The sequence below is a fragment of the Pantoea sp. Z09 genome, assembly GCF_022394795.1.
GTDB classification, from domain to species: Bacteria; Pseudomonadota; Gammaproteobacteria; order Enterobacterales; family Enterobacteriaceae; genus Pantoea; species Pantoea latae.
Window position 1 is genome coordinate 212601 of the sequence record NZ_CP092373.1, and the last position, 26879, is coordinate 239479.

Annotated in this window: 25 protein-coding genes; 14 read left to right on the forward strand and 11 right to left on the reverse strand. The window is 60.5% G+C overall.

Annotated elements, in window-relative coordinates; all coding sequences use genetic code 11:
- Window positions 1-71: 71 nt before the first annotated feature.
- Window positions 72-887, forward strand: coding sequence for a 5-deoxy-glucuronate isomerase (gene iolB / locus MC269_RS00955; protein WP_239953436.1), 816 nt, complete (start codon window positions 72-74; stop codon window positions 885-887).
- A gap of 68 nt (window positions 888-955) precedes the next feature.
- On the opposite strand, the gene MC269_RS00960 is transcribed toward iolB, so the two are convergent.
- The 4 genes from MC269_RS00960 to iolD form a co-directional block, all read right to left on the reverse strand.
- On the reverse strand, window positions 956-1795 hold the full coding sequence (locus MC269_RS00960) for a MurR/RpiR family transcriptional regulator (RefSeq protein ID WP_081136459.1): 840 nt from the start codon (window positions 1793-1795) through the stop codon (window positions 956-958).
- Between the two features lie 229 nt (window positions 1796-2024).
- Window positions 2025-2921, reverse strand: a complete 897-nt coding sequence (gene iolE, locus MC269_RS00965) for a myo-inosose-2 dehydratase (protein WP_239953438.1) — start codon at window positions 2919-2921, stop codon at window positions 2025-2027.
- Window positions 2922-2978: 57 nt separating this feature from the next.
- Window positions 2979-3995, reverse strand: coding sequence for a Gfo/Idh/MocA family oxidoreductase (locus MC269_RS00970; protein WP_081136463.1), 1017 nt, complete (start codon window positions 3993-3995; stop codon window positions 2979-2981).
- Between the two features lie 58 nt (window positions 3996-4053).
- Entirely contained in the window at window positions 4054-5994 is a 1941-nt protein-coding gene (gene iolD, locus MC269_RS00975; RefSeq protein ID WP_239953440.1) for a 3D-(3,5/4)-trihydroxycyclohexane-1,2-dione acylhydrolase (decyclizing), read from the reverse strand.
- A 534-nt stretch (window positions 5995-6528) separates the two neighbouring features.
- On the opposite strand from iolD, the gene iolC reads away from it, so the two are divergent.
- The gene (gene iolC / locus MC269_RS00980; RefSeq protein ID WP_081136467.1) at window positions 6529-8442 is read left to right on the forward strand and encodes a 5-dehydro-2-deoxygluconokinase; all 1914 of its coding nucleotides are present in this window, start codon (window positions 6529-6531) and stop codon (window positions 8440-8442) included.
- A gap of 270 nt (window positions 8443-8712) precedes the next feature.
- On the opposite strand, the gene MC269_RS00985 is transcribed toward iolC, so the two are convergent.
- Window positions 8713-9267, reverse strand: a complete 555-nt coding sequence (locus MC269_RS00985; protein WP_081136658.1) for a DcrB family lipoprotein — start codon at window positions 9265-9267, stop codon at window positions 8713-8715.
- 117 nt (window positions 9268-9384) lie between these two features.
- Window positions 9385-10050, reverse strand: coding sequence for a 7-cyano-7-deazaguanine/7-aminomethyl-7-deazaguanine transporter (locus MC269_RS00990; RefSeq protein WP_081136469.1), 666 nt, complete (start codon window positions 10048-10050; stop codon window positions 9385-9387).
- 202 nt (window positions 10051-10252) lie between these two features.
- Here MC269_RS00990 and tusA point away from each other — a divergent pair, with 202 nt between their 5' ends.
- On the forward strand, window positions 10253-10504 hold the full coding sequence (tusA, locus tag MC269_RS00995) for a sulfurtransferase TusA (protein WP_081136471.1): 252 nt from the start codon (window positions 10253-10255) through the stop codon (window positions 10502-10504).
- A gap of 12 nt (window positions 10505-10516) precedes the next feature.
- Here the strand turns inward: tusA and MC269_RS01000 are convergent, their stop codons facing one another.
- Window positions 10517-12799 (reverse strand): zinc/cadmium/mercury/lead-transporting ATPase, encoded by a 2283-nt coding sequence (locus tag MC269_RS01000; protein WP_239953441.1) that lies wholly within the window; start codon window positions 12797-12799, stop codon window positions 10517-10519.
- Between the two features lie 86 nt (window positions 12800-12885).
- The gene (locus MC269_RS01005; protein ID WP_239953444.1) at window positions 12886-13515 is read right to left on the reverse strand and encodes a lysoplasmalogenase; all 630 of its coding nucleotides are present in this window, start codon (window positions 13513-13515) and stop codon (window positions 12886-12888) included.
- Window positions 13516-13672: 157 nt separating this feature from the next.
- Between MC269_RS01005 and MC269_RS01010 the strand changes: the two genes are divergently transcribed.
- A complete protein-coding gene (locus tag MC269_RS01010) occupies window positions 13673-14029 on the forward strand; it encodes a DUF2500 domain-containing protein (RefSeq protein WP_081136477.1) in 357 nt (118 codons plus the stop codon).
- A gap of 26 nt (window positions 14030-14055) precedes the next feature.
- Here the strand turns inward: MC269_RS01010 and MC269_RS01015 are convergent, their stop codons facing one another.
- Together MC269_RS01015 and rsmD are read right to left on the reverse strand one after the other, a co-directional pair.
- Window positions 14056-14328: a DUF1145 family protein gene (locus MC269_RS01015; protein WP_239953446.1), complete on the reverse strand. Its 273-nt coding sequence runs from the start codon at window positions 14326-14328 to the stop codon at window positions 14056-14058.
- Entirely contained in the window at window positions 14318-14917 is a 600-nt protein-coding gene (gene rsmD, locus MC269_RS01020; protein WP_239953448.1) for a 16S rRNA (guanine(966)-N(2))-methyltransferase, read from the reverse strand. Before rsmD ends, MC269_RS01015 begins: the two co-directional genes overlap by 11 nt.
- Window positions 14918-15152: 235 nt before the next feature.
- Between rsmD and ftsY the strand changes: the two genes are divergently transcribed.
- The 4 genes from ftsY (at window position 15153) to rpoH (ending at window position 19447) form a co-directional block, all read left to right on the forward strand.
- On the forward strand, window positions 15153-16700 hold the full coding sequence (gene ftsY, locus MC269_RS01025; protein ID WP_239953450.1) for a signal recognition particle-docking protein FtsY: 1548 nt from the start codon (window positions 15153-15155) through the stop codon (window positions 16698-16700).
- Between the two features lie 5 nt (window positions 16701-16705).
- Window positions 16706-17374, forward strand: coding sequence for a cell division ATP-binding protein FtsE (ftsE, locus tag MC269_RS01030; RefSeq protein ID WP_081136483.1), 669 nt, complete (start codon window positions 16706-16708; stop codon window positions 17372-17374).
- Complete coding sequence (gene ftsX, locus MC269_RS01035; protein WP_239955045.1) at window positions 17364-18347, forward strand: permease-like cell division protein FtsX; 984 nt, start codon at window positions 17364-17366, stop codon at window positions 18345-18347. The genes ftsE and ftsX overlap by 11 nt, the downstream gene beginning before the upstream one ends.
- 242 nt (window positions 18348-18589) lie before the next feature.
- The gene (rpoH, locus tag MC269_RS01040; protein WP_033753215.1) at window positions 18590-19447 is read left to right on the forward strand and encodes an RNA polymerase sigma factor RpoH; all 858 of its coding nucleotides are present in this window, start codon (window positions 18590-18592) and stop codon (window positions 19445-19447) included.
- A gap of 47 nt (window positions 19448-19494) precedes the next feature.
- On the opposite strand, the gene panM is transcribed toward rpoH, so the two are convergent.
- Window positions 19495-19881: an aspartate 1-decarboxylase autocleavage activator PanM gene (gene panM / locus MC269_RS01045; protein WP_239953452.1), complete on the reverse strand. Its 387-nt coding sequence runs from the start codon at window positions 19879-19881 to the stop codon at window positions 19495-19497.
- Between the two features lie 400 nt (window positions 19882-20281).
- Between panM and MC269_RS01050 the strand changes: the two genes are divergently transcribed.
- The 6 genes from MC269_RS01050 to ugpB all read left to right on the forward strand — a co-directional run bounded on the left by MC269_RS01050 (window position 20282) and on the right by ugpB (window position 26872).
- The gene (locus MC269_RS01050; RefSeq protein ID WP_239953454.1) at window positions 20282-21409 is read left to right on the forward strand and encodes a branched-chain amino acid ABC transporter substrate-binding protein; all 1128 of its coding nucleotides are present in this window, start codon (window positions 20282-20284) and stop codon (window positions 21407-21409) included.
- A gap of 71 nt (window positions 21410-21480) precedes the next feature.
- Window positions 21481-22407, forward strand: coding sequence for a high-affinity branched-chain amino acid ABC transporter permease LivH (livH, locus tag MC269_RS01055; protein ID WP_081136662.1), 927 nt, complete (start codon window positions 21481-21483; stop codon window positions 22405-22407).
- Window positions 22404-23672 (forward strand): high-affinity branched-chain amino acid ABC transporter permease LivM, encoded by a 1269-nt coding sequence (locus MC269_RS01060; protein ID WP_239953455.1) that lies wholly within the window; start codon window positions 22404-22406, stop codon window positions 23670-23672. Before livH ends, MC269_RS01060 begins: the two co-directional genes overlap by 4 nt.
- Window positions 23669-24436: a high-affinity branched-chain amino acid ABC transporter ATP-binding protein LivG gene (gene livG / locus MC269_RS01065; RefSeq protein WP_081136491.1), complete on the forward strand. Its 768-nt coding sequence runs from the start codon at window positions 23669-23671 to the stop codon at window positions 24434-24436. The genes MC269_RS01060 and livG overlap by 4 nt, the downstream gene beginning before the upstream one ends.
- A gap of 1 nt (window position 24437) precedes the next feature.
- Window positions 24438-25151, forward strand: a complete 714-nt coding sequence (gene livF, locus MC269_RS01070) for a high-affinity branched-chain amino acid ABC transporter ATP-binding protein LivF (RefSeq protein ID WP_081136493.1) — start codon at window positions 24438-24440, stop codon at window positions 25149-25151.
- A 404-nt stretch (window positions 25152-25555) separates the two neighbouring features.
- Entirely contained in the window at window positions 25556-26872 is a 1317-nt protein-coding gene (gene ugpB / locus MC269_RS01075; protein ID WP_239953456.1) for a sn-glycerol-3-phosphate ABC transporter substrate-binding protein UgpB, read from the forward strand.
- Window positions 26873-26879: the final 7 nt, after the last annotated feature.

The following is a 26879-nucleotide window of genomic DNA, read 5'->3' on the forward strand; positions in this document are numbered from 1 at the left end:
AGTGATAACAGCTACAGGCCAGCGGCGACGCGCCTGTAGCCTTTTATTTTCAGGCTAAAAGGAGAGTGGGGATGTCTTTTCTTGCAAAAGCGCAGCAGCCGGACGCCAGCGGCCGTATCCAGCACGTTACGCCGGAAAGCGCGGGCTGGCGCTATGTCGGCTTTGACGCCTATCTGCTGAAAAAGGGTGACACGTTGCGGCTGAGCAGCGGCGATAAAGAGCTATGCCTGGTGCTGGTCGCGGGGCTGGCCTCGGTGAAAACGCGCCACGCGGAATTTCCCGGCATCGGCAAGCGCATGTCGCCGTTTGAGCGCGTGCCGCCTTACTCCGTCTATGTGCCGCACGATGACGAAGTTGAGATCGTCGCCGACAGCGATCTGGAGCTGGCGGTGTGCAACGCGCCAGGCCAGGGTAATCTGCCGGCGCGCCTGATCGCACCCGCGGACGTCGGCGTCGAGCATCGCGGCAAAGGGCGCAACCAGCGACTGGTGCATAACATTCTGCCGGACGATAAACCGGCCGACAGCCTGCTGGTGGTCGAGGTCTACACCAACGAGGGCGACACCAGCTCCTACCCGAGCCATAAGCACGACCAGGAAAACAGCGAAAACGAAACCTATCTGGAAGAGACCTACTATCACCGTTTCGATCCGGAGCAGGGCTTCGCCATGCAGCGCGTCTACACCGACGACCGCTCGCTCGACGAATGTATGGCGCCCTACAACCGCGACGTGGTGACCGTGCCGCGCGGCTACCATCCAGTGGCCACCCTTGCCGGTTACAACAACTACTACCTGAACGTCATGGCTGGCCCGGTGAGGCTGTGGAAATTCACCTGGGAGAAAGATCACGCCTGGGTCAACAGCGATAACTATCCGCGCGGCTAGGCGAGACCGAATTCAGCAATAAAAAAGGGCAACCTCTGGGTTGCCCTTTTCACAACGACAGGCTGGGTTTAAGCGCTGGCGTTATTCAACGCTAGCGACACCGCCAGCGTCTGCGCCAGACAGAGCGAGGCGACCTGCGAGCGGAATCCATCCACCTGTGCTTCACGCACCACAAAGCAGACGTCGCTGAAGGCGGCCAGCGGGCTCACCTGGCTGTCGGTAATAGCGATCTGATGCGCGCCGCGCTTCGCTCCCATCTCCACCAGCTCCACCGCTTCGCGCGCGTAGGGCGAGTAGCTGATGGCGATCACTACATCCTTCGGGTTCACCAGGCTGAGCTGCTCGGTAAACATGCCACCCAGCCCGTCGATCAGGAACGCGCGGCGCTCCAGGTGGCGCAGCGCGTAAACCAGATAGGAGGCGACGCTAAATGAGCGGCGCAGGCCGATAACATAGATGTTTTCGGCGTCGTTCAGCAGCTGCACGGCTTTATTCAGCTGGTCGGGATTGACCTGCATCGCCAGCTGCTGCAGCGCCTGGCTGTTGACCATGGTGAAGACGTTGAGGATCTCCATCGGGCTTTCCGGCGAGGTGGCGGCATCGTCGGTGGCGGTCTGGCGAAACAGACGCGCGCGCTCGGTGTAGTTAACCGTCTCTTCCATCAGGTGCTGACGGAAAACCTGTTTCATTTCGTTGAAACCGCTAAAGCCGAAGGCGTTAGCGAAGCGAATGAGGGTTGAGGGTGGCACATCCGCCTGCGCGGCGATAGAGGCCACGGTGTCGAAGGCGATGCTGTTACTGTTATCAAGAATATAACGAGCCACCTGCTTCAGGCGCTTGCTCAGCGTTTCGTAGCGGCGACGAATATCATCCTGTAACAGGGAGAGTTGGGTAGGGTTATTGGTCATTACTTCGGCCCGTTAAAAAAGAAATATGGCTGGATAATGAGCGCTATAGTACCAGATGGATGGAAAATTTCATTTGTTTGCGCTCACAGCGGGGTTTATTTCATCGGTTTATGAATTGCCTCACATAATGCAGGGAATGGGGGCGAAACAGCGGAGAAAAGTAGAAGATAAAGTGGATCTGCTTATCCTGCGCTCAGGCAGGATAAACAGGATTGCGCCGCAGGCGCCTTTACAGCCCGGCGTGTTCGCGAATGTATTTACGTGCCTTCACCGCATATTCGAACGGGTTGGCCAGCGCCGGATCTTGTTCCGCTTCCACCACCATCCAGCCTTTATAGCCGTAGTCATCCAGAATCTTAAACACCGGCCTAAAATCGATGACGCCGTCGCCCGGCACGGTGAAGGTGCCTTTTTTCACGCCGTCGAGGAAGCACAGATGATTATGACGCACCTCTGCGACAATCTCGTCGCGCACATCTTTCAGATGAACGTGGAAAATGCGCGGCAGGTATTTCTGCAGCACGTCGAGCATCGCCTGCTGCGAGCCTTCGGAGTAGTAGATATGGCCGGTGTCATAGAGCAGGCCGACGTTGTCATTGGTCAGCGCCATAAAGCGGTCGATCTCTTCTACGGTCTGAACGCCGGTGCCCATATGATGATGCAGCGTGACGCGCATCCCTTTGGCGGCGGCGATCTCCGCCAGCTCGTTATAGCCTTCGGCCGTCAGCCGCCACTCTTCGTCGCTGAAGATCGGCTTTTGCTCCAGCACCGGCAGCGTCGTGCCCTGAATGCTTTTACTCTGCTCAGAGCAGCCGATGACGCGCGCGCCCATCGCATGCAGAAAATTCATATGGTTGACGAACTCGTCGATGGTTTTCGCCTTCTCGCCGTTGGCGAAGAAGGTGCTGAACCAGGCGTTGCAGATCTCAATGCCGCGAATATCGAGCATCGGCTTGAGGATCGCCGGATCGCGCGGGTATTTGCTGCCGACTTCGCTGCCGGTAAAGCCCGCCAGCGCCATCTCGCTCACCGTCTGCTGAAAGGTGTTCTCTTTGCCCAGCTCCGGCATGTCGTCGTTGGTCCAGCCAATTGGCGCGATGGCCAGTTTTACATTCTCTTTGTTCATCTGTGTCGTCCCGAGGGATCGGGGCGGCGGCGGCCGCCCGCAAGGAAAGGGAAAGGCTTAGTGCTTGTCGTAAAAGGCGGGGCGCGGCGGCATTTCAACCGGCTCGATAGCGCCGCTCTGCTGCGCTTTCAGGCAGGCGTCGGCGGCCACCGAGGCGGCGAAGCCGTCCCAGGCGGACGGGCCGGTGAGTTCACCCGCCTTCACGTCGTTGATAAAGGCCTGCAGCTCAACGTCATACGCCTCGATAAAACGATCTTTCCAGTCGGTCAGAATGGTGGTGGAGAGTTTGGCGTCGCGGCGCAGCTGCACCGAGGCAGGTTCCGGCAGCTTAGCGATGCCGGTTTCACCGACCACTTCGCACTGGATGTCGTAGCCGTAGGCGCAGTTAACGAAAATCTCGACGTCAATGCGTACTCCTTTCTGCGTTTCGAACAGCACGATTTGCGGATCTTTCAGGCGCGCGTGCGATTTCGAGGTGACGCGCGGGAAAACCACCTGCACGCTTTTATAGTCGTCGTTGGTCAGCCAGCGCAGCACGTCCAGCTCATGGATCAGCGTGTTGGTGATCGCCATATCGGTAGTGTAGCTCTCCGGCACGCTGGGGTTGCGGTGCGCGCAGTGCAGCATCAGCGGCTCGCCGATGCCGCCCTCGGTAATCACTTTCTTCAGCGCGCGATAGCCCGCGTCGTAAGGACGCATAAAGCCGACCTGCACCAGACGCTTGCCGTGTTTAACCTCGGCGTCCACCACGCGACGGCAGCCTTCCGCGCTCATCGCCAGCGGCTTTTCGCAGAACACCGGCTTGCCCGCGGCGATGGCCGCCAGCGTAAACTCTTCATGGGTCGGATCCCAGGAGGTCACCAGAATCGCGTCCACCTCCGGCGACTGGATCACCTGATAGCCGTCGGCGTAGACCTCCGCCTCGATATTGAGACGCTGCAGCGCGGCGCGCGCGCCATCCACGTTGATATCTGACACCGCCACCACTTTTGCCCCCTGCAGGACATTGTTGCAGCGACGAATATGTTCCTGGCCGATCGCGCCGGCACCGATAACGCCAAGTTTCAAAGTCATAATTACACCTGTAGGGTTCGTATCGAGGAAGAAAGGGCCGGGCTCACCCGGCCGGAAATCAGTATTTGCGCGCCTGGTCGAGATGGGCGTTCAGCTTCTCCGCAACCGCCTGGGTGCGTTCTGACTCTGAAGCCTGCGCGACGCCGACGTGCCACCAGCTGAAATATTTGTGCACCATGGTTTTCGGCAGCACTTTGATGTCGATAAGCGTAGAGACTGGCGACTGGCGCGCCTCTTCCAGCGCAGTCTGCAGCTGCTCCAGCGTTGTCACGCGCCAGGTTTTGCAGCCGTATCCCGCCGCGATGGCGGCGAAATCCACCGGCACGAAGCCGCCGTCGAGCTTGCCGCCTTCCGGGTTGCGGAAGCGGAACTCGGTGCTGAAACTGTCCATGCCGTGCTCCATCTGCAGGTTGTTGATGCAGCCGTTGGTCATATTGTCGAACAGCACCACGTTGATCTTGGCGCGCTCCTGAATCGAGGTGACCAGCTCGGAGTGCAGCATCATAAATGAGCCGTCGCCCAGCAGCGCGTAGACCTCGCGATGCGGCTGCGCCAGCTTCGCGCCCAGCGCGGCGTTCACCTCGTAGCCCATGCAGGAGTAGCCGTACTCAACATGGTACGCGTTGTAGTCGCGGGTGCGCCAGACGCGCTGCAGATCGCCCGGCAGGCTGCCCGCCGCCGCCACAATCACCGCATCCTTTGGGAGCTGTTCGTTTAGCGTGCCAAGCACGCGGCTCTGGGTGAGCACCGACTGCGTCAGACGATTGAATTCGGCGAACACCGCGTCGCGGTCGATATGGTCGGCGATTTCCGGAATAAAACCGTCGCCGCTGTATTCCACCTGATAGACGCGCTGCGTCTCTTTCAGCAGCTTGCTCTGCGCCTGCTCAATCTGGCTGCCCCAGTCGTTGCTGTAGCGTTGGTCCGCCAGCCCTGCATCGAGAGCAACGAGCGCTTCACGCGCGTCGGCCAGCAGCTGCACGCCGTCGAGCTTGTAGCTGTCGAAATTGCTGACGTTGACGTTAAGGAAGCTGACGTCAGGATGCTGGAAAATCCATTTCGACGCGGTGGTGAAGTCGGTGTAGCGCGTGCCGATGCCAATCACCAGATCCGCCTCTTTCGCCAGCAGGTTGGCGGCCAGACAGCCGGTCTCGCCCACGCCGCCGACGTTAAGCGGATGATCGGAGACGATGGTGCCTTTGCCCGCCTGGGTTTCGGCGAAGGGGATCTGGTAGCGCTCGGCGAACTGGCGCAGCGCTTCGCCCGCCTCGGAATATTTCACGCCGCCGCCCAGCACGATCATCGGCTTGCGCTTGCGGCCGATCAGCGCCAGCGCGTCGTGAAGCTGCGCGGCGGTCGGCAGGCGGCGATCGAGGCGGTGCACGCGTTTCTGAAAGAAGTAGTCCGGGAAGTCCCAGGCCTCGCCCTGCACGTCCTGCGGCAGCGCAATCGTCACCGCGCCGGTTTCGGCGGGATCGGTCAGCACGCGCATGGCGTTGATGCAGGCGGTCATCAGCTGTTCGGGACGGCTGACGCGATCCCAGTATTTGCTGACGGCGCGAAAGGCGTCGTTGGTGCTGATGCTGAGATCGTGGCTCTGCTCAATCTGCTGCAGCACCGGATCGGGCTGACGCGTCGCGAAGACGTCGCCCGGCAGCAGCAGTAAAGGAATGCGGTTGGCGGTGGCGGTGGCCGCGGCGGTGATCATATTGGCGGCGCCCGGCCCGACCGACGAGCTGCAGGCAATGATCTGACGACGCAGCGACTGTTTGGCGAAGCCCATCGCGGCGTGCGCCATGCCCTGTTCATTGCGGCCCTGATAAACAATCAGATCGCCGCTATCCTGCTCCAGCGCCTGCCCCAGCCCCAGCACGTTGCCGTGACCGAAGATGGCGAAGAGGCCTTTTACAAACTTCGTTTCCACGCCGTCAACGTCAAGGTACTGATTATCAAGGAACTTAACCAGCGCCTGCGCGGTGGTCATTCTGATGGTGGTCATAGGCTTTTCCTTTACATGCTGCAACCTGATAGCAGGTTAGCGACGTGGCGTATCGCGCAAGGCGACCGCAGGTAACTGAAACGTGAAGCGATTATAAACAAATATATTTTTCATAAAATACGATTACAGAAGAAACATTTCATTTTGCGAGTGAGATCAAATTTAGCCGTGAAACGGGTGTTAGCGGGGGCCTTCGCCCGCGCGAAGTGAAACAGCAGACGAGAAGCGGGGCAAAACTGGAAAATTTCATTTCACGTCAGCGGCTTCCCGTTAATGGCGACGCGCGGCGGCGATCGGCCTGGCATCCCTGATTGACGGCGAAACGGGCGAGATTAAGCGGACATAATGTCGAGGCGGCGCAGAGTTTTACCTGGTTCACAAAATCGCGATGGATGTTTCATTTCATATTGTATTTGGAATTTTTATTCCTCATACTCCCCACATCGCCAGTCTGGCAAGCGAAATAACCCAGACGCACGCCGGGATAACGGCTCTATCCGCCGTGTCCGCTTATCACAGAAGGAAATCACAGGTATGACTACACAACAGAAGCGGCTTGATGTGATTTGTATTGGGCGCATCGCCGTCGACCTTTATGGTCAGCAAATTGGTGCGCGGCTGGAGGATATGAGCACCTTTGCCAAATATCTCGGCGGCTCTTCCGGCAACGTCGCTTACGGCACCGCTATTCAGGGGCTGAAGTCGGCGATGCTGGCGCGCGTGGGCGATGAGCATAACGGTCGCTTTCTGCGCGAAGAGCTGAATCGCGTAGGGTGCAATACCGACGGACTGATTACCGATAAGCAGCGCCTGACGGGGCTGGTGATGCTGGGCATTAAGGATGAAGAGACCTTTCCGCTGATCTTCTACCGCGAGAACTGCGCGGATATGGGGCTGGTGCCGGAGGATATTGACGAGGCCTTTATTACCTCGTCACGCGCGGTGGCCGTGACCGGCACTCATCTGTCGCATCCGCAGACGCGAGCCGCGGTGCTGAAAGCGCTGGATATCGCCAGGCGCAACGGCCTGCGCACCGCGCTGGATATCGACTATCGCCCGGTGCTATGGGGCCTGACCTCACTCGGCGACGGCGAAACGCGCTTTATCGAGTCGGATCAGGTAACGCGCCAGCTGCAGGAGGTGATGCACTACTTCGACCTGATTGTCGGCACGGAGGAAGAGTTTCATATCGCGGGCGGCAGCACCGATACGCTCGCAGCGCTGAAGAACGTGCGCCAGGCGACGCAGGCGACGCTGGTATGCAAGCGCGGCCCGCTCGGCTGCGTGGTGTTTGAAGGTGAGATCCCTGACTCCTGGGATCAGACGCAGCTGCACAGCGGCGTGCGCGTCGAGGTGTTGAACGTGCTCGGCGCGGGCGACGCCTTTATGTCCGGCCTGCTGCGCGGCTGGCTTAACGACGAAGGCTGGACCCAGGCGTGCCGCTACGCCAACGCCTGCGGCGCGCTGGTGGTGTCGCGTCACGGCTGCGCGCCGGCGATGCCGACCAAAGCGGAGCTGGATGATTTCCTCAGCCGCGATAATGACGTGAAGCGTCCCGATCTCGACGCGCGACTTAATCACCTGCATCGCGTCACCACGCGCAAGCAGCCGTGGCCGGAGCTAAATGTTTTCGCCTTCGACCATCGCAAGCAGCTGGCTGACATGGCGCGCGAGGCGGGCGTGGACGACAGCAACATCCCGGCGCTGAAGGTGCTGCTGCTGAAAGCGGCGGAAGAGGCGGCGCGCGACGCCGGGCTGGAGAGCAAAAGCGGTATTCTGGCCGACACCACCTATGGACAGAAAGCGCTCAACGCCATCACCGGCAAAGGGTGGTGGATTGGGCGGCCGATTGAGCTGCCCGGCTCGCGTCCGCTGCGTCTGGAGCACGGCAATATCGGCTCGCAGCTGGTTGACTGGCCGGCCGAGCACGTCGTGAAATGCTTGGTGTTTTACCATCCGCACGACAGCGCCGAGATGCGCAAAGAGCAGGATGAGCTGGTGCTGGACGTCTGGCGCGGCTGCAACAAAAGCGGCCACGAGCTGCTGCTGGAAGTGATCCTGCCGGAGAGCAATCCCGATCGCGACGAAGCCCACTATCTGACTATGCTGAGCCATTTCTATCAGCTGGGCATTCAGCCCGACTGGTGGAAGCTGCCGCCGCTGTCGGCGGAGAGCTGGCAGGCGATCGGCAGCCTGATCGAGCAGCAGGATCCTCACTGTCGCGGCATTCTGCTGCTGGGGCTCGACGCGCCGGAAGAGAAGCTGAAAGCGGGTTTCGCCGCGGCGGCGCAGGCGCCCTGGGTGAAAGGCTTTGCGGTCGGACGCACTATTTTCGGCCAGCCGTCGCGTCAGTGGCTGCAGGGCGAGCTGGATGATGCGGCGCTGGTGGAGAAGGTGAAGGGCAACTATCTGCGGCTGATCGGCTACTGGCGCGACGCGCGCGGTTAAAGATAAAAAAACGGCGGGAATATCCCGCCGTTTTTTTTGGGGCATGGTGCTAGCGCGGGCGGCATGGCGCGATCGCAAAGTCGCTCAAGGCTTCCCTGCTCGCTCGGCCCGCGCGGATACGCACCTCTTCCCTGAGATGCGCCCGTAAACGGGCCAACGCGCTGCGTTGTTCAAAAACGTTCCCAACATTTTTGTCCCTGGCGCGGGACGCTTTGCTCTTCGCGCCATGCCGCCCACGCTTAAACTTCTCAGCCGTCTGTTAAAACCGCCTTATTTCAGCGTAATGCTCTGAACGATGCTGTCCGCGTCGCTCTGCGCCTGCTGCTGGTTGTCGCCCGGCAGCGTAATCTGCAGCGTCAGCAGTTTGCCGTCGACCTTCGCCAGGATCACCGAAGACCAGGAGGTCTGGTTATTGGCGGAAACCACGCTGTCCAGACGCTGCGCCGGCTGATCTTTCAGGGTAATCGCTTTGTCAGAGACCACCTGCAGCTGCGGATCGCGGTTGCGCTGCTGCTGTTCCAGACGCTGCGCCAGCACATCCAGCCCTTCGCTGGTGGCGTCGCCGGCGATGACGATCACGGCGCGCGCGCCGGTTTCATCGGCGTAGACGTGCATATTGGTGGTCTGGTTGCCCAGCTTGCCGCTCTTGTCTGACATGCCGGCCGGCAGCGAGAAGCTCAGCTTGCCGTCCATCAGGGTCACGTTCTGCGCCGACTGGCTGGCGGTGGTGCCATTGCTGCCGGTCGCCTCATCTTTCTTCTGATCGCAGGCCGCCAGGCCCAGCACCAGCAAACCAATACCCGCATATTTCACTAAGTTTCGCATCTGAATCCCTTTATTTGATTCCAGTAAGGCGTTCATACAACTCGAATCAGGCGGCAAAATCAACCGCCTGATTGTCAGCAGATCTTAGCGGGTGATGGCGAAATGCTCTATCTCCGGTTAGCCGAAATTGACCTGCGGCCTCTGCGAGCGCTCTGCCAGACGTTTCAGCATCGCATTGAGCAGCACGCCGTAGGCGGGCAGGAAGAACACCAGGCAGATCAGCACCTTGAAGCTGTAATCCACCAGCGCGATCTCGACCCAGTGCGTGGCCATAAAGGGATCGGTGCTTTTATAAAAGGCGATAAAAAAGAAGGCGAGCGTATCGCTGATATTGCCGAGGAACATGGCGCAGCCGGGCGCGATCCACCACTGTGGCAGCTGGCGCAGGCGGTTAAAGACGTGAACGTCGAGGATCTGTCCAAGCGCATAGGCCATAAAGCTGGCGCAGGCGATGCGCGCGACGAACAGGTTAACGTTTTGCAGCGCCGCCAGGCCCTGCCACTGGCCCTGATAAAACAGGCTGGAGACCAGATAGGAGACAAACAGCGCCGGGATCATCACCGCGAGGATAATGCGACGCGCCAGCGGAGCGCCAAAAATACGCACCGTCAGATCGGTCGCCAGAAAGATAAACGGGAAGCTGAACGCGCCCCAGGTGGTGTTGAAGCCAAACACGGAGACCGGCAGCTGCACCAGATAGTTACTGGAGATAATCACCAGCAGGTGAAACAGCGACAGCCAGACCAGCGCGTGCAGGCGCTGACGCGAAGAAAATGCGATCATAATGGACCTTTTTCATATTGGGGTGAGGGAACCCATTGCCGCGCAAACCGAGCCTGCGCGACGGTACCGTATGTAAAAACCGCGGCATCTTACCGCGTTGTGCTATTTACGCAATGGTTAATTTTAACGCAATCGTTCTCGTCTTGCGTCTGCGGGACGGCGCGCTAAAATGAGCGCCCCCCTGTTTAGAACCGAGTGATTTATGAGCGACAACTTCTCCCATGCCGACCATCAGCTGGATGCGCAGGGCCTGCGCTGCCCGGAGCCGGTCATGATGGTGCGTAAAACGGTCCGCACCATGCAGGACGGGGAAACGCTGCTGATTATCGCCGACGATCCGGCCACCACGCGCGATATCCCCGGCTTCTGCCGCTTTATGGAACACCGCCTGCTGGCGCAGCAGACCGAGACCCTGCCTTATCACTATCTGATCCAGAAAGGCCTCGGCGCCTGATCGTCGCGCGCCTTACGTGCGCCGCGCGCGCAGCAGACGCAGCGCGTTAGCGGTCACCAGCGCGGTGGCGCCAGAGTCGGCGACCACCGCCAGCCACAGGCCGGTCAGGCCCAGCAGCGTCGTCACCAGAAACAGCGCCTTCAGTCCGAGCGCGATGGCGATATTCTGCCGCAGCGTGGCGCGCGTGCGCCGCGCCAGCGCCACCAGCGACGGCAGCAACGGCAACGCGTCGCGCGTCAGCGCGGCGTCGGCGCTCTCCAGCGCGATATCGCTGCCGCTGCCCATCGCGATGCCGATGGTGGCCGCCTTCATCGCGGGCGCGTCGTTAATGCCGTCGCCGACCATCGCCAGCGGGCGCTGCTGGCCCAGCGCGCGCACCGCTTCGACCTTATCCGCAGGCAGCAGCCCGGCGCGAAACTCGATATCGAGTTCGCGGGCGATCGCGGCCGCCGCACGCGGGTTGTCGCCGGTGAGCATCAGGCTCTCAATGCCCATTTTCTTCAGCGCCGCCAGCGCGTCACGCGCGTCGGCGCGCAGGTTGTCGCGCAGCGCCAGCGCCCCGATCGGTTCGCCGTCGCGCAGGATCGCCACCAGCGTTTGCCCCTGCTCTTCCTGCTGCGCAATCTGCGCGCGCTGCGCGGCATTCAGCGCGGCGGCGCGTCCAGGCGACAGCAGTTCCACCTGTGCGCCCGCGATCCGCGCGGCGATGCCGCTGCCCGCCAGCGTCAGCTGATGCGTGGCGGCGGGCAGCGGCAGCTGACGTGCGCTGGCGGCCGCGACGATCGCCGTCGCCAGCGGATGGGTCGAACCCTGTTCCACCGCCGCCGCCAGCGCCAGCAGCTCCTCCTGCGACGCGGTGGCGAAACAGAGCACGGCGGTGACCTGCGGCTTGCCCTGGGTCAGGGTGCCAGTTTTGTCGAAGGCGACGGCGCGCACCTGGCTAAGGCGCTCCAGCGCCGCGCCGCCTTTAATCAGCGCGCCCTGACGCGCGGCAGCGGCGAGACCAGAGGTAATGGCGGCGGGCGTAGCGATCACCAGCGCGCAGGGGCAGCCGATCAGCAGCAGCGTCAGCCCTTTATAGATCCACGACAGCCAGCCGCCAAAACCGAGCAGCGGCGGCGCCACCATCACCAGCGCCGCCAGTAGCATAATCAGCGGCGTATAGAGACGGCTGAAGCGATCGATAAAGCGCTCTACCGGCGCGCGGTGGCTGTCCGCCTCTTCAATCAGGGTCAGAATACGGTCGATGGCGCTTTCGCCTGGCTTTGAGGTCACCTCAATGCGCACCAGGCGATCGACGCTGGCGGCACCCGCCAGCAGCGCCTCGCCTTTTTCACGCGTGACCGGCAGCGACTCGCCGGTCAGCGCGCTTTCGTCGAAGCTCGCTTCGTCATTCAGCAGGCGGCCATCCACCGGCAGGCGTCCGCCCGCGGCGACTTCGATGAGGTCGCCGGGCCGCAAGGCCGCCAGCGCCACGCTTTCCCGTTTGTCGCCCGCTATCCGCGTGGCACTTTCCGGACGCAGCGCCATCAGCTGCGTCACGCCGCTGCGTGCGCGGGCGGCGGCGAAGGCCTCCAGCCGCTCGCCCAGCAGGAACAGCAGCAGCACCATTGCCGCTTCGGCATGGGCACCGATCAGCAGCGCGCCCGCGGCGGCGACGCTCATTAACATTTCAATGGTGAAAGGTGATCCGCTGCGCGCGCGTCGCCATGCGCTGCGCGCCACCGGCCACAGGCCGATCAGCGTGGTGGCGATAAACAGGCCGTCGCCCCAGCGCGGCATAAACTGGCTCAGGATCACGCTGACCAGCATCAAAAAAGCGAGCAGCAGCAGCGTGCGGTTTTCGCGCCAGCGAGAGGGCGGGGCGGCTGGCGCGGCGTCGCTGATCAGGGAAAAACCGGCGCGCGCGACCGCCTGTTCAACCGCGGCGGCGACGTCGGCGCTGGCGCCGACCTGCAGTTTTTCGCTGGCGAAGACGACGCGGGTGCGTAACACCTCGGGCAGCTGGCTGACGGCGGTTTCCACGGTGCGGGCGCAGCTGGGGCAGTCCATGCCGCTGACGCGCCAGCTAAAGCGCCAGGCGCCGCGCCTGTCGCCTTCGTCGTCATCGCCGCCACCGCTGTCGGGGCTGCTGTTAGCCGCGCAGCATCCGCCGCCGCAGTCAGGCTGAACGGGCGAGGCGGCGCGAATAGTGAGGCCTGAGGACGAAGCGGCAGGCACGGCGCAGAGCGGTTTGGTGGCGGAAGGGGTATGGCATGCGCGGCCGCAGCCGCAGGCGTGATGATGTGAGTGCATATAAACCTCCAGTAACGGACGGGCGATCCCGCCCGCTACTGCATCCTACACTCTGGAGTCGACTCCAGAGTCAAGAACGGTTTGCCTCAGATAAGCCACAGCGAACGGACAATCATAAAGTGCCCGGCGAAGTAGCAGGCGGCGACGATAGCGCTGTCGGCGCGGAAGCGACGGCGATAGTGGCTGACGAACCAGACGATATTTGCCAGCAGCAGCAGGCTCGCGCCGACGATCAGCGTGAAGCTGTCGTCGCTGGGACGGAAGAAGTACTGCTCGGCGGCCATCCAGGTCATGACCAGCGTCATGCCGATCAGCGTGCAGATCGGCCAGCGCAGCGTCTCCAGCCGACTCCAGATCACCGCGATGGTGGCCGCGCCGATAATCAGCAGCGTCAGCGGGATCGGCCAGTAGAACGTCATCGTCATATTGGCGGCGAAGCAGAGGGTGTAAAGCAGATGAGAGAGGAAAAAGGCGCCCAGCGCATAGAGCATCTGCTGGCGCGGCAGCAGCAGCAGCGCGTCGCCGATCAGCGTCGCCACCAGGCCGGCGATAATCAGGTAGTCGGTGGGTTTGAGTACCGGCGCCTGCCAGGCCCAGCCCACCATCAGCAGCAGCGTAACCGGCTTAAAGAGCCAGCGCTGCCACTGCGGGCCGCGATAGGATGCGTCAACGTAGAGCCAACCGGAGAAAAGTACCGCAAGAAATGACCAAAGCATTGCTGCTCCCTTAAGGACAACCTGTCCATCAGATGGTGAAGAATCCCAGTAAGTCGATCCTAGTTTAGGTTACGGCTTCGCGATGTGACAATCAGGCAACTCTGGTTGTATGCTTCTTGCGCATTGCTTTTTAGCGCTTAACGAGACGAGAAAAATCATGAGCAAACCACCGCTACTCTTTTTTATCGTGCTGGCGATTATCGCCGTGCTGGCGACCCGTCAGTTTATCAAACAGCGGCGTGAAACGGCGGTTAACGACGCCTCGCCGGTGCGCACGCTAATGGTGAAAGTGAAAACCAAACGGGAATATCCGTCGCCGAATCGGCGTTCGCGCCAGCGAGAGGTGATCGCCGGCGAAGAGATGCGCTATGAGGCCTGGTTTCATCCGCTGAACGGCGCCAGCGACATCAAAGCGATTGTGGGCGAGCGTGATTACAACCAGATGGATACCGGCGCGCAGGGTGAGCTTAAAATGCAGGGCTCGCGCTTTGTCAGCTTTACGCCGGCGCAGTAAAAAGCGGGCTATTCAGCCCGCCGCGTTTACTTCTTCTTCGGAAAATTGGCTTTCTGCCACGCCAGCAGTTCAAACACGCCGAACAGAAAGATTTTGGTCTGCGTCCAGCGATCGATCGGCGGCGCGTCTTTCGGCTGGGTGGCGCGCAGCAGCGTCAGCTGCAGCCCGTGCATCAGGATCATAAAGAACAGCGCGACGTGGATAAAATAGCGCAGCGGTTTCGGGTAGGGATCAATCAGGTTGAAAAGTAAAAAGGCCCAGACGCACAGCATCAGCAGGCGACCTAAATTAAGCAACATCGGCACTCTCTTGTTGTCGGTGATATAAACGGTACGCCACTTGTCCGGCGATCTTCTCGCGATGCAGCGCCCAGCTGGCGGGCACCGGCGGCGCGCCGTGCTCTACTTCGCTCTCTACATAAATCATCGCCTCATCCGCCAGCCAGCCGTTTTGCTCCAGCTGCTGCAGCGTCTGCTCCAGCAGCCCTTTGCGAAACGGCGGATCGACGAATACCACATCGTAGGGCTCGCCGGCAGCGGCCAGCCAGTTAAGGGTATTGGCGTTAATCACCTGCGCGTCGCGCGTGCCCAGGGTGTGAAGATTCTTCTCAAGCTGCTGCGCCACCGGCCGTTCCAGCTCCAGTAGCGTCACCGACGCGGCATGGCGCGACAGTGCCTCCAGCCCGAGCGCGCCGCTGCCGGCGAAACAGTCGAGGCAGCGCGCCTGCGGCAACACGGGCGCCAGCCAGTTAAACAGGGTTTCACGCACGCGATCGGTGGTGGGACGCAGTCCGGCGCTGTCGGGCACCGGCAGTTTGCGTCCGCGCCACCGGCCGCCGATGATGCGAATTTGTCCGGCACCGCCTGTGCCACGGGGAGTTTTACTCATCTTGCTCACAACTCGTCATAATTTGTTGCGTAGTTTAACGGGCGAACGGGTGAGAAGAAACGGTAAAAAAGGGTGCTGTGGTGCGCTGGCTGGAAAGTGTTAGACTAGTGAGTTGCTAAAGTCATACATAATTCTGCCGTTTTTCGCCGTTTTGGCGCGTAAAACCAGAGCTAATTTTTATCCCCTGGGAACAGCGAGCGACCGGGATTAAGCCATCAAGGAGTGTGGTCACACAATGGCAAAAGAGAAAAAACGTGGCTTTTTTTCCTGGCTGGGATTTGGCAAAGAAGAAGAGAAGCAACAGCCTGAACAGCAGCCGGAAGAGGCTGCGCTAGCGCAGGCGGAAAGCGACGCGGCGCATACCGTCGAGGTGACTGAGCAGGTTGCCGAGGCGCAGCGTGAAGCGCACGCTGCGGACGAGCGCGAAGCGCAAGCGCACAGCGAAGAAGCGTACGCCGAAGAAGCGCACAGCGAAGCAGCGCACGTCGAAGAAGTGCACAGCGAAACAGCGCCTGTTGCGGACCAGCCCGTTGCAGAAGCGCCCGCTATCGTGGAGCCGGAAGCGGAAGCGATCATCCGGCAGGAGCATGATGCAGAGATTATCGCGCCGTTAGAGGAGATCGTCCCGGAAGAGGAGCCGACGCTGGCACCGCAGCCGGTTGAAGAAGAGATCCTCCCCGAGACGCTGCCGGAAGAGGAGCAGCCGCTGGACGACGAGGAGCTGGCCGCGCTGGCGCTGGCGGAAGCGCCGCAGGACGACACCGCGCAAGCCATCGCCGCGGAAGACGAACCGCAGGACACCGTCAGCGATCTGCCGCTCGCCGCCGCGCCTATCGTTAGCCAGGAGCAGGAACGCCCCACCAAAGAGGGCTTTTTCGCGCGCCTGAAGCGCAGCCTGGTGAAAACTCGCCAGAACCTCGGCTCTGGTTTTATCAGCCTGTTTCGCGGCAAGAAAATCGACGACGATCTCTTTGAAGAGCTGGAAGAGCAGCTGCTGATCGCCGATGTTGGCGTCGAGACGACGCGCCGCATCATTACCAATCTGACGCAGCAGGCGAACCGCAAGCAGCTGCGCGACGCGGAAGCGCTCTACGGCCTGCTGAAGGCGGAAATGTCCGGCATTCTGGCGAAAGTGGACGCGCCGCTCGACGTCAGCGGCAAAACGCCGTTCGTCATTCTGATGGTCGGCGTTAACGGCGTCGGCAAAACCACCACCATCGGCAAGCTGGCGCGCCAGTATCAGGCGCAGGGCAAATCGGTGATGCTGGCGGCGGGCGATACCTTCCGCGCGGCGGCCGTTGAGCAGCTGCAGGTGTGGGGCGAACGCAACCATATCCCGGTGGTGGCGCAGCATACCGGCGCGGATTCCGCCTCGGTGATTTTCGACGCCATCCAGGCGGCGAAGGCGCGCGGCGTTGACGTGCTGATCGCCGATACCGCCGGCCGTCTGCAGAACAAATCGCACCTGATGGAAGAGCTGAAGAAAATCACCCGCGTGATGAAAAAGCTGGACGTAGAGGCGCCGCACGAGGTGATGCTTACCCTCGACGCCAGCACCGGCCAGAACGCCATCAGCCAGGCGAAACTCTTCCACGAAGCGGTCGGTCTGACCGGCATTACCCTGACCAAGCTGGACGGCACGGCGAAAGGCGGCGTGATCTTCTCGGTGGCCGATCAGTTCGGCATCCCGATCCGCTACATCGGCGTCGGCGAAGGCATTGAAGATTTACGGCCCTTTAAGGCCGAGGATTTTATTGAGGCACTGTTTGCCCGAGAGGACTAATTGGGATGATTCGCTTTGAAGAGGTCAGTAAGGCATATCTCGGCGGGCGCCAGGCGCTGCAGGGGGTCGATTTTCATCTGCGCCCTGGCGAAATGGCGTTTCTTACCGGCCACTCCGGCGCCGGTAAAAGTACGCTGCTGAAGCTGATTTGTGGCATTGAACGTCCGAGCGCGGGCCATATCTGGTTCAGCGGGCACGACATTTCCCGGCTGCGCAACAGCGAGGTGCCGTTTCTGCGTCGTCAGATCGGCATGATCTTTCAGGATCACCACCTGTTGATGGATCGGTCGGTCTACGACAACGTGGCGATCCCATTGATTATCTCCGGCGCCAGCGGCGAAGATATTCGCCGTCGCGTGTCGGCGGCGCTGGATAAGGTCGGCCTGCTCGACAAGGCGAAAAATTTTCCGATTCAGCTCTCCGGCGGTGAACAGCAGCGCGTCGGCATTGCGCGCGCCGTGGTGAACAAGCCCGCCGTGCTGCTGGCGGACGAACCGACCGGCAACCTGGATGACGCGCTGTCGGAAGATATTCTGCGCCTGTTCGAAGAGTTCAACCGCGTTGGCGTCACCGTGCTGATGGCCACGCACGACAGCGGGCTGATCGCGCGTCGTCGCTATCGCGTCATGACGCTCAATCAGGGACGCCTGCATGGAGGCCACGATGGTCAATAAACGCAACAAGCGCCCCGCCGCGCCAAAAGCGAAAGCGCCGTCAAAAAGCAAAGCGCTGAAGGGCGGCTGGCAGGAGCAGTGGCGCTACGCGTGGCGCGGCACCCTGTCGGATATGTATCGTCAGCCGCTGGCGACGCTGCTGACGGTGATGGTGATCGCCATTTCGCTGACGCTGCCCAGCGTCTGCTATATGGTGTGGAAAAACGTCAACCAGGCCGCGACCCAGTGGTATCCCGCGCCGCAGCTGACGGTGTATCTGTCGAAAACCCTCGACGACACCGCGGCGGAAAACGTGGTGGCGCAGCTGAAGCAGGTCGACGGCGTGGATAACGTCAACTACCTGACGCGGGAAGAGGCGCTGAATGAGTTCCGCAACTGGTCGGGCTTTGGCGGCGCGATGGATATGCTGGAGCAGAATCCGCTGCCGGCGGTGGCGATCATTACGCCGAAGCTTAACTTCCAGAACTCGAATACCATGCAGAACCTGCGCGATACGGTAGCGAAGGTGCAGGGCGTCGATGAAGTGCGCATGGACGACAGCTGGTTCGCGCGTCTGGCGGCCCTGACCGGGCTGGTCGGGCAGATCGCCTCGATGATCGGCATTCTGATGATTGTCGCGGTTTTCCTGGTGATCGGCAACAGCGTGCGGCTCAGCATCTTCGCGCGTCGCGACACCATCAACGTGCAGAAGCTGATCGGCGCCACCGACGGCTTTATCCTGCGTCCGTTTCTCTACGGCGGTGCGCTGCTCGGCTTCAGCGGCGCGGTGCTGTCGCTGATCCTCTCCGAAGTGCTGGTGCTGCGCCTGCAGTCGGTGGTGGCGCAGGTGGCGCAGGTGTTCGGCACCACCTTCTCGCTGGAAGGTTTCTCGTGGGATGAAGGGCTGCTCTTGCTGCTGATCGCCGCGATTATCGGCTGGATCGCCGCCTGGCTGGCGACGGTGCAACATTTACGTCGATTTACGCCCCAGTAACCGCCTGCAACGTTTTTTTGGTATAATGTTCCTCTGCTGCCGACGATCCGGGCGCAGAGGAATCTTCTCTCTTCCCGCCTCGTCATCTGTGTGTAAAATATTCACTGCTATAATTGAACTTGTGGATAACTTAGCTACTCTAAGTAGCACAGATTGCTTTCGGATTTTCCCCGGCGTTGACTTAAGGTAACGTCTGCTCAAAAGGGAAGACGCAGCAATTCATTAACCATGTGAGGGTTTGAATGACCAAAGAAATGCAAACTTTAGCTATTGCTCCTCTTGGCAACCTGGAATCTTACGTTCGGGCCGCCAATGTCTGGCCGATGCTGTCGGCAGAAGAGGAAAAAGCGCTGGCTGAACGGCTGCATTACCAGGGCGATCTGGATGCAGCCAAGACGCTGATCCTGTCTCACCTGCGCTTTGTAGTTCATATCGCTCGTAATTATTCTGGTTACGGCCTGCCTCAGGCGGACCTGATTCAGGAAGGGAACATCGGCCTGATGAAGGCGGTGCGTCGCTTTAACCCTGAAGTGGGCGTGCGTCTGGTCTCTTTTGCCGTGCACTGGATTAAAGCCGAGATCCACGAATACGTGCTGCGTAACTGGCGTATCGTGAAGGTCGCTACCACTAAAGCGCAGCGCAAGCTGTTCTTCAACCTGCGTAAAACCAAGCAGCGTCTGGGCTGGTTCAATCAGGACGAAGTGGAGATGGTGGCGCGTGAACTGGGCGTAAGCAGCAAAGACGTGCGTGAAATGGAATCGCGTATGGCCGCGCAGGATATGACCTTCGATATGTCCGCTGACGATGAAAGCGGCGAAGGCAAAGCGATGGCGCCGGTGCTCTATCTGCAGGATAAAACCTCAGACTTCGCCGACGGTATCGAAGAGGACAACTGGGAATCGCACGCGGCGGATAAGCTGAGCGACGCGATGCAGGGCCTCGACGAGCGCAGCCAGCATATCATTCGCGCGCGCTGGCTGGACGAAGACAATAAAACCACGCTGCAGGAACTGGCGGATCGCTACGGCGTGTCGGCCGAACGTGTGCGGCAGCTGGAAAAGAACGCCATGAAAAAACTGCGCATGGCGATTGAAGCATAATCAGACAGTCAAAACGGGCGACGCGAAGTCGCCCTTTTTTTTGCCCGCTATTTCACCCAGCCATCCGCCTGCGCGCGAAAACCGCACGCCTGCATAAAGGCGGCGCGCTCGCCCTGATCCGCGCTGCCGTCGTCCGCCACCCACCAGCTTGAGATCGCGCCGTTCTGCGCCAGCGTCTCTTCCATCAAATAGCGGCCTACGCCGCGACGCCGCGTCACCTCACGCACCTCCAGCTGCGAAATCTTGCCCAGCGTTCCTGCGATCTCCAGCTTCAGCGCGCCCAGCAGCCGCGCGTTGAAGCGTGCCGCATAGAGACGACGCGTGTCGCTCAGGCTGTTTTCCAGCGCCGCAATATCTTCATTAGGCCAGATTTTCGCCAGATCGATACGGTCCTGCGCGCTCAGCGTCGTCAGGCGCAGAATAGTGAGTTTCATAACAAACACCTGTACTAGTCGAAAGGGCATAGTGTAGCGAATTTAGACAGTCAGAGCGCCGTCACTTTTTTAAGATGAAAACAGGTCAAAAGATGGCCTGGATGCCAGGATAGAGGAGATAAAGAACAATATTCGCGCTAAAAGCCAGCATAACGCGCTAGAGAAGTGGCAGTAAAGCCTGCATAACAACCAGATGATTATGCTGTTTCAGCTGGCTATTTCCCAATGTGTCAGTTGATTTACAGAAGAAACTTCCTGTTTAATAACCTGAAAAATAAAGCCTTATTACCAAAAAATACCGGAAAAGCACGCTAAATCATTCATAAACATCATTTTTCGGCTTTATCCGGTAGCAACAGCAAACCACAAATCACAGACACAACAAGATGGGGAAGTCCGCATGAAAATGAGTAAAGGCCGCGCGTTACTGGCGGGATGCGTTGCGCTGGCGATGAGCCACGCCGCCCTGGCTGCCGACATCAAAATTGCCATCGTCGGCGCCGTCACCGGCCCGGTCGCGCAGTATGGCGATATGCAGTTCACCGGCGCCGCGCAGGCGATTAAGGATATCAACGCCAAAGGCGGCGTAAACGGCAACAAGCTGGTGGGCGTAGAGTATGACGACGCCTGCGATCCGAAACAGGCCGTGGCGGTGGCGAACAAGGTCGTCAACGACGGCATCAAGTACGTTATCGGCCATCTTTGCTCCTCTTCTACCCAGCCTGCGTCTGACATCTACAACGACGAAGGCGTGCTGATGATTACCCCGGCGGCCACCGCACCGGAGCTGACCGCGCGCGGTTATGAAACCATTATGCGCACCACCGGTCTGGACTCCGACCAGGGCCCGACCGCCGCAAGCTATATCCTCGACCAGATCAAGCCTAAGCGCATCGCCGTGGTGCATGACAAGCAGCAGTACGGCCAGGGCCTGGCGGAATCCGTGCAGAAGACTCTGAAAGCCAAAGGCGGCAACGTGGTGCTGTTTGAAGGTATCACCGCAGGTGATAAAGACTTCTCGACGCTGATTGCGCGCCTGAAAAAAGAGAACGTGGACTTCGTCTATTACGGCGGCTACTACCCGGAAATGGGCCAGATCCTGCGCCAGGCGAAAGCCGCAGGTCTGAACGCTGGCTTTATGGGGCCGGAAGGGGTGGGCAACGCGTCGCTCTCTAACATCGCGGGCGACGCCTCGGAAGGCATCTATGTGACGCTGCCGAAGCGCTACGACCAGCTGCCGGAGAACAAGGCGATCGTTGATGCTATCAAAACCAACAGCGCGCAGAACCGCAAAGATCCGACCGGCCCGTTCGTCTGGACCACCTATGCGGCGATCCAGTCGCTGGCGGCCGGCATCGAACGCAGCAAAAGCGACGAGCCAGACGCCATCGCCAAGGACCTGAAGGGTGGCGCGCCGGTGCCGACCGTGATGGGCAACCTGAGCTGGGACCAGAAAGGCGATCTGAAAGGCTTCGAGTTCGGCGTATTCAAATGGCACAAAGACGGTTCCTCTACCGCAGTTAAGTAATCGTCCCATCGGCAGACCAATCCCTTGCCGCGTCGGCAGGGGATTTTCCCGTTCTTATGCAGGTCTTCACTATGTCCGAGCAGTTTCTTTATTTTATTCAGCAGATGCTTAACGGGGTCACCCTCGGCAGCACCTACGCGCTGATCGCCATCGGTTACACCATGGTTTACGGCATTATCGGCATGATCAACTTCGCCCACGGCGAGGTCTATATGATCGGCAGCTATGTCTCCTTTATCGTGATCGCCGCCCTGATGATGATGGGCATCGACACCGGCTGGCTGATGATCGCCGCCGGCTTCGTGATGGCGATCCTGATCTCCAGCGCCTACGGCTGGAGCATTGAGCGCGTCGCCTATAAGCCGGTGCGATCCTCGAAGCGCCTGATCGCGCTGATCTCCGCCATCGGCATGTCGATCTTCCTGCAGAACTACGTCAGCCTGACGCAGGGCTCGCGCGACCTTGCGCTGCCGAGCCTGATCACCGGCCAGTGGACGCTGGGCGAGAGCAACGGCTTTGCCGCCACCGTCTCTACCATGCAGATCGTGATCTGGCTGGTAACCTTCCTGGCGATGCTGGCGCTGACGCTGTTTATCCGCTATTCGCGCATGGGCCGCGCCTGCCGCGCCTGCGCCGAAGATCTGAAAATGGCGAGCCTGCTCGGCATTAACACCGACCGCGTGATTTCGCTGACCTTTGTTATCGGCGCGGCGATGGCGGCGGTGGCGGGCGTGCTGCTCGGCCAGTTCTACGGCTCGATTAACCCCTTTATCGGTTTTATGGCCGGCATGAAGGCCTTTACCGCCGCGGTGCTGGGCGGCATCGGCAGCATTCCGGGCGCGATGATCGGCGGCCTGGTGCTCGGCATTGCCGAAGCGCTGACCTCCGCCTATCTCAGCACCGAATATAAAGACGTGGTCTCCTTCGCGCTGCTGATCGTGGTGCTGCTGGTGATGCCGACCGGCATTCTGGGCCGCCCGGAGGTAGAGAAAGTATGAAATCCTCCTTTATCAACGCGCTGCTCTCATCCGTGATGCTGCTGGTGCTGGCCAGCTTCTTTATGGGCATGCGCCTCGGCCTCGACGGCACCCGGCTGGTGGTGGAGAGCGCAGGGGACGTGCGCTGGAACTGGATTTTCGTCGGCTGCGCCGTGGTGTTTCTGTTCCAGCTGCTGCGCCCGTTCTGGCAGCGCGGCCTGAAAAAGATTTCCGGCCCGGCGCTGGTGCTGCCCGGCATTGACGGCTCTACGCCGAAGCAGAAGCTGTTTATGCTGGCGCTGATCGTCGTGGCGGTGGCCTGGCCCTTTTTCGTGTCGCGCGGCGCGGTGGATATCGCCACCCTGACGCTGATCTACGTGATGCTCGGCCTCGGCCTCAACGTGGTGGTTGGACTTTCCGGCCTGCTGGTGCTCGGCTACGGCGGCTTTTACGCCATCGGCGCCTACACCTTTGCGCTGCTCAATCACTACTTCGGCCTCGGCTTCTGGGAGTGTCTGCCGCTGGCGGGCATCGTCTCGGCGCTGTTCGGCCTGCTGCTCGGCTTTCCGGTGCTGCGCCTGCGTGGCGACTATCTGGCAATCGTCACGCTCGGCTTCGGCGAAATCGTGCGTATTCTGCTGCTGAACAACACCTCTATAACCGGCGGCCCCAACGGCATCGCGCAGATCCCTAAGCCGTCGCTGTTCGGCCTGGAGTTCGGCCGCAAAGTCTCTGAGGGCGGCTGGAGCACCTTCCACGAGTTCTTCGGCCTGAAATATGACCCCAGCGACCGCGTGATTTTCCTCTATCTGGTGGCGCTGCTGCTGGTGGCCCTGACGCTGTTTGTCATCAACCGCCTGCTGCGTATGCCGCTGGGCCGTGCCTGGGAAGCGCTGCGCGAAGATGAAATCGCCTGTCGCTCGCTTGGCCTTAGCCCGACGCGCATCAAGCTGACCGCCTTCACCATCAGCGCCGCGTTCGCCGGCTTCGCGGGCACGCTGTTCGCCGCGCGCCAGGGCTTTGTCAGCCCAGAGTCCTTTACCTTCGTCGAATCCGCCTTTGTGCTGGCGATTGTGGTGCTGGGCGGCATGGGCTCGCAGTTCGCGGTGATCCTCGCCGCTATCCTGCTGGTGGTGTCGCGTGAGCTGATGCGCGATCTGAACGAATACAGCATGCTGGTGCTGGGCGGCCTGATGGTGCTGATGATGATCTGGCGTCCGCAGGGGCTGCTGCCGATGAAGCGCCCGCATCTGAAACTGAAGCAGAAACAAGGAGAGCAGGCATGAGTCAGCCTTTATTAGCCGTTGAAGGCCTGATGATGCGCTTCGGCGGCCTGCTGGCGGTCAATAACGTGGCGCTGGAGCTGCGTCCGCAGGAGATCGTCTCGCTGATCGGCCCCAACGGCGCGGGAAAAACCACCGTCTTTAACTGCCTGACCGGCTTCTACAAGCCGACCGGCGGCACCATCAAGCTGCGTGAGCAGCATCTGGAAGGGCTGCCCGGCCAGCAGATCGCCCGCATGGGCGTGGTGCGCACCTTTCAGCACGTGCGCCTGTTCCGTGAGATGACGGTGATCGAAAACCTGCTGGTGGCGCAGCATCAGCATCTGAAGAGCGGACTCTTTTCCGGCCTGTTCAAAACCCCGGCGTTTCGTCGCGGCGAGAGCGAGGCGCTGGATCGCGCCGCCAGCTGGCTGTCGCGCATCGGGCTGCTCGATCTTGCTAACCGTCAGGCGGGCAATCTCGCCTACGGCCAGCAGCGTCGTCTGGAGATCGCCCGCTGCATGGTGACGCGTCCGGAGATCCTGATGCTGGACGAACCGGCGGCCGGGCTCAATCCGAAAGAGACGCACGAGCTGGATGAGCTGATCGCCGAACTGCGCGGCGAGCACAAGGTTTCCGTGCTGCTGATTGAACACGATATGAAGCTGGTGATGGGTATTTCCGACCGTATCTACGTGGTGAACCAGGGTACGCCGCTGGCCAACGGCACGCCGGAAGAGGTGCGTAACAATCCGGATGTGATCCGAGCCTATTTAGGAGAGGCGTAACATGGCAAACCCGATGTTATCCGTTAACAACGTCAGCGCGCACTACGGCAAAATCCAGGCGCTGCACAACGTCAGCCTGCATATCAGCCAGGGCGAAATTGTCACCCTGATCGGCGCCAACGGCGCAGGGAAAACCACGCTGCTCGGCACGCTGTGCGGCGAGCCGCGCGCCACCCAGGGCAGCATTACCTTTGATGGCAAAACCATTACCGACTGGCAAACCGCGCGCATTATGCGCGAGGCGATCGCCATCGTGCCGGAAGGGCGTCGCGTCTTTTCGCGCATGACGGTGGAAGAGAACCTGGCGATGGGCGGCTTTTTCGCCAGCCGCCAGGAGTATCAGACGCGCATCGCGCGCGTTTATGAACTCTTCCCGCGGCTGGCGGAGCGTAAAATCCAGCGCGCCGGCACCATGTCCGGCGGCGAGCAGCAGATGCTGGCGATCGGCCGCGCGCTGATGAGCCAGCCGCGTCTGCTGCTGCTGGACGAGCCGTCGCTGGGGCTGGCGCCGATTATTATCCAGCAGATCTTCGACACCATCGAGCAGCTGCGCCAGGAGGGGATGACGATCTTCCTGGTGGAGCAGAACGCGAATCAGGCGCTGAAGCTGGCGGATCGCGGCTATGTGCTGGAGAACGGACACGTGGTGCTGGAAGATACCGGCGAAGCGCTTCTCTCCAACGAAGCCGTCCGCAGCGCTTACTTGGGTGCTTAGGCCTGGTTTACTTGCCATTTCGACGCCGGGCAGTGCTCGCCATCCTCACGTACTACGTGTACGCTCCGGTGGCTGCGCGCTGGCCGTCGTTGAACTGGCTGCGACACCGACGGCCCTTGGCATTGGATAAGGCCTGGCTTACTTGCCAGATTGCGGTTGGGCAGTGCTCGTCATCCTCACGTACTACGTGTACGCTCCGGTGACTGCGCGCTGGCCGCCCGTAATCTGGCTGCGCCGCCGACGGCCCTTGGCTGTTGTGCGATAAAATATTTTAGGTTGCCCTTCATCTGGCCGTCATGCGGCTGTCATCTGGCTGTTATTAATCCGTCATTTTCCCGTGTCATGTTACTTCGCGAACAAAAAATGCGTGATATCGCGCGTACCTACCTGCACAGGAAAACTCTATGTCTGTCTTTACCTATAAAAAAAGCCTGATGAGTGCGGTTCTGGGCCTGGCCATCAGCGGCAACGCCCTGGCCGCCACTGAAATTCCTTTCTGGCACTCGATGGAGGGCGAGTTAGGCAAAGAGGTCGACTCGCTGGCACAGCGTTTCAACCAGGCGCATCCCGACTATAAAATCGTGCCGACCTATAAAGGCAACTACGAGCAGAGCCTGGCGGCAGGCATCGCAGCGGTACGCACCGGCAAGGCGCCGGCCATTTTGCAGGTTTACGAAGTCGGCACCGCTACCATGATGGCCTCAAAGGCGATCGTGCCGGTGCACCAGGTGTTCCAGGATGCGGGTATCCCGTTCGACGAAAAACAGTTCGTGCCGACCGTGGCGGGCTACTACAGCGACGCCAGCGGCCAGCTGATCTCTCAGCCGTTCAACAGCTCCACGCCGGTGCTCTACTACAACAAAGACGCCTTTAAAAAAGCGGGCCTGAACCCGGATCAGCCGCCAAAAACCTGGCAGGAGCTGGCGAAAGACGCCGACGCGCTGCGTAAAGCGGGCGTGACCTGCGGCTACGCCAGCGGCTGGCAGGGCTGGATCCAGATTGAAAACTTCAGCGCCTGGCACGCCCTGCCGGTGGCCAGCAAAAACAACGGCTTCGACGGCACCGACGCGGTGCTGGAGTTCAATAAGCCGGTGCAGGTGCGCCATATCCAGATGCTGGAGGAGATGAACAAGAAAGGGGACTTCACCTACTTTGGCCGCAAAGATGAATCCACCGCCAAGTTCTATAACGGCGACTGCGGCATCACCACCGCCTCTTCCGGTTCGCTGGCGGATATCAAGCACTACGCCAAATTCAACTTCGGCGTCGGCATGATGCCCTATGACGAAAGCGTGCCGAACGCGCCGCAGAACGCCATTATCGGCGGTGCCAGCCTGTGGGTGATGAAAGGCAAAGATGCCAACACCTACAAGGGTGTGGCGGAGTTTATGCAGTTCCTTGCGCAGCCGGAAATCGCCGCCGAGTGGCACCAGAAAACCGGCTATCTGCCGATTACCACCGTCGCCTACGAGCTGAGCAAGCAGCAGGGCTTCTATGACAAGAATCCCGGCGCGGATATCGCCACGCGTCAGATGCTGAACAAAGATCCGCTGCCGTTCACCAAAGGCATGCGCCTGGGCAATATGCCGCAGATCCGCACCATCGTCGACGAAGAGCTGGAAGGCGTCTGGACCGGCAAACAGTCGCCGCAGGCTGCGCTGGATAACGCGGTAAAACGCGGCAACGAACTGCTGCGCCGCTTTGAACAGCAGGTGAAGTAATCTCAAA

What these genes read in the sequence shown, in the direction of transcription:
- iolB (WP_239953436.1), top strand. Translation starts at nt 72, where the DNA reads ATGTCTTTTCTTGCAAAAGCGCAGCAGCCGGACGCCAGCGGCCGTATC.
- MC269_RS00960 (WP_081136459.1), bottom strand. Translation starts at nt 1,795, where the DNA reads ATGACCAATAACCCTACCCAACTCTCCCTGTTACAGGATGATATTCGT.
- iolE (WP_239953438.1), bottom strand. Translation starts at nt 2,921, where the DNA reads ATGAACAAAGAGAATGTAAAACTGGCCATCGCGCCAATTGGCTGGACC.
- MC269_RS00970 (WP_081136463.1), bottom strand. Translation starts at nt 3,995, where the DNA reads ATGACTTTGAAACTTGGCGTTATCGGTGCCGGCGCGATCGGCCAGGAA.
- iolD (WP_239953440.1), bottom strand. Translation starts at nt 5,994, where the DNA reads ATGACCACCATCAGAATGACCACCGCGCAGGCGCTGGTTAAGTTCCTT.
- iolC (WP_081136467.1), top strand. Translation starts at nt 6,529, where the DNA reads ATGACTACACAACAGAAGCGGCTTGATGTGATTTGTATTGGGCGCATC.
- MC269_RS00985 (WP_081136658.1), bottom strand. Translation starts at nt 9,267, where the DNA reads ATGCGAAACTTAGTGAAATATGCGGGTATTGGTTTGCTGGTGCTGGGC.
- MC269_RS00990 (WP_081136469.1), bottom strand. Translation starts at nt 10,050, where the DNA reads ATGATCGCATTTTCTTCGCGTCAGCGCCTGCACGCGCTGGTCTGGCTG.
- tusA (WP_081136471.1), top strand. Translation starts at nt 10,253, where the DNA reads ATGAGCGACAACTTCTCCCATGCCGACCATCAGCTGGATGCGCAGGGC.
- MC269_RS01000 (WP_239953441.1), bottom strand. Translation starts at nt 12,799, where the DNA reads ATGCACTCACATCATCACGCCTGCGGCTGCGGCCGCGCATGCCATACC.
- MC269_RS01005 (WP_239953444.1), bottom strand. Translation starts at nt 13,515, where the DNA reads ATGCTTTGGTCATTTCTTGCGGTACTTTTCTCCGGTTGGCTCTACGTT.
- MC269_RS01010 (WP_081136477.1), top strand. Translation starts at nt 13,673, where the DNA reads ATGAGCAAACCACCGCTACTCTTTTTTATCGTGCTGGCGATTATCGCC.
- MC269_RS01015 (WP_239953446.1), bottom strand. Translation starts at nt 14,328, where the DNA reads ATGTTGCTTAATTTAGGTCGCCTGCTGATGCTGTGCGTCTGGGCCTTT.
- rsmD (WP_239953448.1), bottom strand. Translation starts at nt 14,917, where the DNA reads ATGAGTAAAACTCCCCGTGGCACAGGCGGTGCCGGACAAATTCGCATC.
- ftsY (WP_239953450.1), top strand. Translation starts at nt 15,153, where the DNA reads ATGGCAAAAGAGAAAAAACGTGGCTTTTTTTCCTGGCTGGGATTTGGC.
- ftsE (WP_081136483.1), top strand. Translation starts at nt 16,706, where the DNA reads ATGATTCGCTTTGAAGAGGTCAGTAAGGCATATCTCGGCGGGCGCCAG.
- ftsX (WP_239955045.1), top strand. Translation starts at nt 17,364, where the DNA reads ATGGTCAATAAACGCAACAAGCGCCCCGCCGCGCCAAAAGCGAAAGCG.
- rpoH (WP_033753215.1), top strand. Translation starts at nt 18,590, where the DNA reads ATGACCAAAGAAATGCAAACTTTAGCTATTGCTCCTCTTGGCAACCTG.
- panM (WP_239953452.1), bottom strand. Translation starts at nt 19,881, where the DNA reads ATGAAACTCACTATTCTGCGCCTGACGACGCTGAGCGCGCAGGACCGT.
- MC269_RS01050 (WP_239953454.1), top strand. Translation starts at nt 20,282, where the DNA reads ATGAAAATGAGTAAAGGCCGCGCGTTACTGGCGGGATGCGTTGCGCTG.
- livH (WP_081136662.1), top strand. Translation starts at nt 21,481, where the DNA reads ATGTCCGAGCAGTTTCTTTATTTTATTCAGCAGATGCTTAACGGGGTC.
- MC269_RS01060 (WP_239953455.1), top strand. Translation starts at nt 22,404, where the DNA reads ATGAAATCCTCCTTTATCAACGCGCTGCTCTCATCCGTGATGCTGCTG.
- livG (WP_081136491.1), top strand. Translation starts at nt 23,669, where the DNA reads ATGAGTCAGCCTTTATTAGCCGTTGAAGGCCTGATGATGCGCTTCGGC.
- livF (WP_081136493.1), top strand. Translation starts at nt 24,438, where the DNA reads ATGGCAAACCCGATGTTATCCGTTAACAACGTCAGCGCGCACTACGGC.
- ugpB (WP_239953456.1), top strand. Translation starts at nt 25,556, where the DNA reads ATGTCTGTCTTTACCTATAAAAAAAGCCTGATGAGTGCGGTTCTGGGC.